This window comes from Bacillus sp. 165, from assembly GCF_017742235.1.
Taxonomy (GTDB): domain Bacteria; phylum Bacillota; class Bacilli; order Bacillales; family Bacillaceae_G; genus JAGHKQ01.
On the sequence record NZ_JAGHKQ010000028.1, the window covers coordinates 1 to 3,388 of the forward strand.

A 3,388-nucleotide genomic window follows, 5' to 3' on the forward strand; every position below is an offset into this window, starting at 1 on the left:
TACTACTTGAAGCTTTAGTTCTTTCGGATATACTTTCCTCTTCATAAAAAATCCCCCTATTACTCGTTACTCTAAGTATAAAGAATCACACCTTAGAGTGTCCAAGTTCATTAGGGGGCTAAAAAGAGTTCAGTTCTTGATATTCTTGATTATAGAAGTAATACCAAAAAATGCAAATTTACATTTCACCGTCTTTGTTTCACAAATAAAAATTACTTAAACGGGCAATGTGTTTCTTTTATAGAAAGGTAATAGTATTTTAAGTCGATGATAAGGTATAACTTTTCTATTTGGCATAACTGTAGCTCTATCTTTATTGCTAATCACTGAGTTTTCTTAAGGTTTGTTTAAGGTTCGTCCCTAATAATATGACTCATAGGTAATAGAAAACACCAAAACCTATTTACGCATAAAGGAGATGACCATATTGAAAAGAAAATCAAAATATACAAATTTCACAGTATCGCTTATGTGTACGGCGTTATTATTTGGCTGTAGCAGTAACAGCAGCAACTCGAATACGGCCACGAAAAATATTTCGAAAATCGATGCTGAAAGCTTGAGTACGATTGGTAATCAAAATATTGCTGACGTAATTAGTAAGACAGTAACGTATGACAAAGATGATTTGTACAGTGATTGGAAAAGTGAAGATACGACATTCATTCAATTAACTGGTACAGGAGCTACCCTTGAGGGCGGAGGCGGGGCAATTGCAGATGGGAATATTATTACCATTAAAACATCAGGGACATACTTGATTAGCGGAAATCTGAACGATGGACAGATTATTGTCGATGCAGAGGATAAAGGAACCGTTAGACTTGTGCTGAATGGTGTAGACATTCATTCCTCCACAAGTGCCCCAATTTATGTGAAGAAAGCAGAAAAAACGGTCATTTCTCTTGAGGAAGGGACGGAAAACTATATCACGGATGGTCAAAAATACAACCTAGAAGGCTCAGAAGATGAACCGAATGCCGCTATTTTTAGCCAAGATAACCTTACCATTAACGGTACTGGAAAATTGGTTGTTAAAGGAGATTACAATAATGGGATCACAAGCAAGGACGAATTAAAGATTACAGGCGGAATCCTTGAAATCGAGGCAACTGATGATGGATTGATGGGTCGTGATTTATTGGCTGTTAAAGATGGAAATATTACTATTAAAGCAGACGGGGATGCGGTCAAATCTACGAACGATAAAGATGCATCAAAAGGAATTATTGCTATTGAGGGGGGAACGTTTAACCTGACAGCTGCAAATGATGGAATTCAGGCAGAAACATCATTATTGATTGCAGATGGAGACTTTAACATCTCTACAGGCGGCGGCAGCCCTGAAGTAATTGAAATGAAAGAAAATGGCGGGCCAAGGCTAGAACAAGGGAATACCATGGAAAAAACTACGGTTACTGAAAAGGAATCTGAAAGTGCGAAAGGCTTAAAAGCGGGAACTGAGGTGGCAGTCGGCGGCGGGGCGTTTAATATCAATGCCTTAGACGATGCTATCCACAGCAATAACAGTGTGACCATTACAGGCGGGACATTAGCGATTGCTACTGGTGATGATGGTATTCATGGTGATTCAGCAGTCCTTACTAAAGGGGGAGACATCACAATCAGCAAAAGTTATGAAGGAATTGAAAGTACAGTTATAACAATTGCGGATGGGAATATTCATATAAATGCAAGTGACGATGGTATAAATATCGGGGGAGGTAATGATGGATCCAATCCAGATATGCAATCATCTTCATCTGAAAATCGTCTGCTATCCATTAGAGGCGGCACTGTTTATGTAAATTCACAGGGAGATGGTTTGGATTCTAACGGTTCTATTTCTATGACTGGAGGTACCGTAATCGTCAGCGGCCCAACCAATAATGGCAATGGTCCTCTTGATTATGATCAAACCTTTGATATGAGCGGCGGCTTTCTGATTGCTGCAGGAAGTTCTGGAATGGCACAGGCCCCATCAGATAGTTCAAAACAATATTCAATGCTGATGACTTATCCTTCAACACAGAAAGCAGGAACCATCCTTCATTTAGAAGATAGTGAAGGAAATACGATTGCAACGTTTGCACCTGAAAAAGACTACCAAACTGTAAGTATCAGTTCGCCTGAATTGAAAAAAGATGGTGTCTATACGCTGTACTCAGGTGGATCTGCTACGGGAAGTCAAGCCAATGGATTCTATAAGGATGGAGATTATTCAGGAGGTACGAAGGTAGTCCAATTTACTACTGAAGATTCCGTAACGTGGCTGAACGAATCTGGAATTACAACTGCTAGAAGTGGTGGTCCTGGCGGTGGCGGCCCTGGTGAAGGTGGCCGGTCTGGTGGTCCTGACGGTGGGGGGCCTGATGGCGAACCACCGAATGGAGGGACTGGAGGCGATATGTTTTCAAATCTAGATGATGAAACGAAAGCAAAGGTAGAGGAAATTATGGAGAAAGAACGAGAAGGTACAATCACGAGAGAAGAGGCACAAGCTCAATTAAAAGAATTGGGGGTCGAATTTCCAGGGAGCAAAAGACCATAATAGTAAACTCTCTAATAATTAAATCTTGAAGGGCAGAAGCAATTTAATTGCTCTGCCCTTTTTAAGTCATTTCATGACTTAAAAACAAGAGAAACAGTACATACATAGATGCGAGATGTTCGTTATGAAACGTGCAAATGATTTCTTCTTGTTTTTAACAATGACCTTTCCTCATTAGTTGATGCATTTGATATTATAAGTTTTGCTTTTATTTGTTCCTAAAGCCTTATTAAGGAACTTCTCACAAGCTTTTAAATAGCTAATAGTAAATAAATATTTTAATCTATCGATAATAGTAATATACTATTATTAGGTTATGATTAAAAAATGATATACTGTTATTAGATAATAATTCAATAGTGATATACTTTTCTTGGGTTACAATCGATCTAAAGAAGGTGTGTTCCTAGGTGCATCTACCTTTTTGTGACATCTAAGCAAGAGCACATATTCTTTTTTGTAAATTTAGGGTGATAAGGGTGGGTATAATGAGAAACGTACAGAAAAAAACAGACGTGATCTTAATTGGTGCAGGAGTGATGAGCGCAACTTTGGGAGCATTACTGAAAGAGTTAGTACCTGAATGGGAAATCAAAGTATTTGAGAAACTTGCACAAGCGGGAGAAGAAAGCTCTAATGAGTGGAATAATGCTGGTACGGGCCATGCTGCACTGTGCGAGCTTAACTATACGTCCGAAAAGTCTGATGGGTCTATCGATGTGAGCAAAGCTATCAACATTAATGAACAGTTTCAGCTTTCAAGACAGTTTTGGTCTTACTTAGTAAACAGCAATTTGATTCGTAATCCGCAGGACTTTATCATGCCAATCCCTCATA

2 protein-coding genes are annotated in these 3,388 nt (G+C 39.0%); both read left to right on the forward strand.

What is annotated here, in order from left to right:
* The first annotated feature begins 427 nt into the window (after positions 1-427).
* Complete coding sequence (locus tag J7Q84_RS18035; protein ID WP_247739353.1) at positions 428-2,551, forward strand: carbohydrate-binding domain-containing protein; 2,124 nt, start codon at positions 428-430, stop codon at positions 2,549-2,551.
* 488 nt (positions 2,552-3,039) lie between these two features.
* Positions 3,040-3,388, forward strand: a 349-nt coding sequence (locus tag J7Q84_RS18040) for a malate:quinone oxidoreductase (protein WP_209096618.1), incomplete at its 3' end; no start/stop codon positions are given.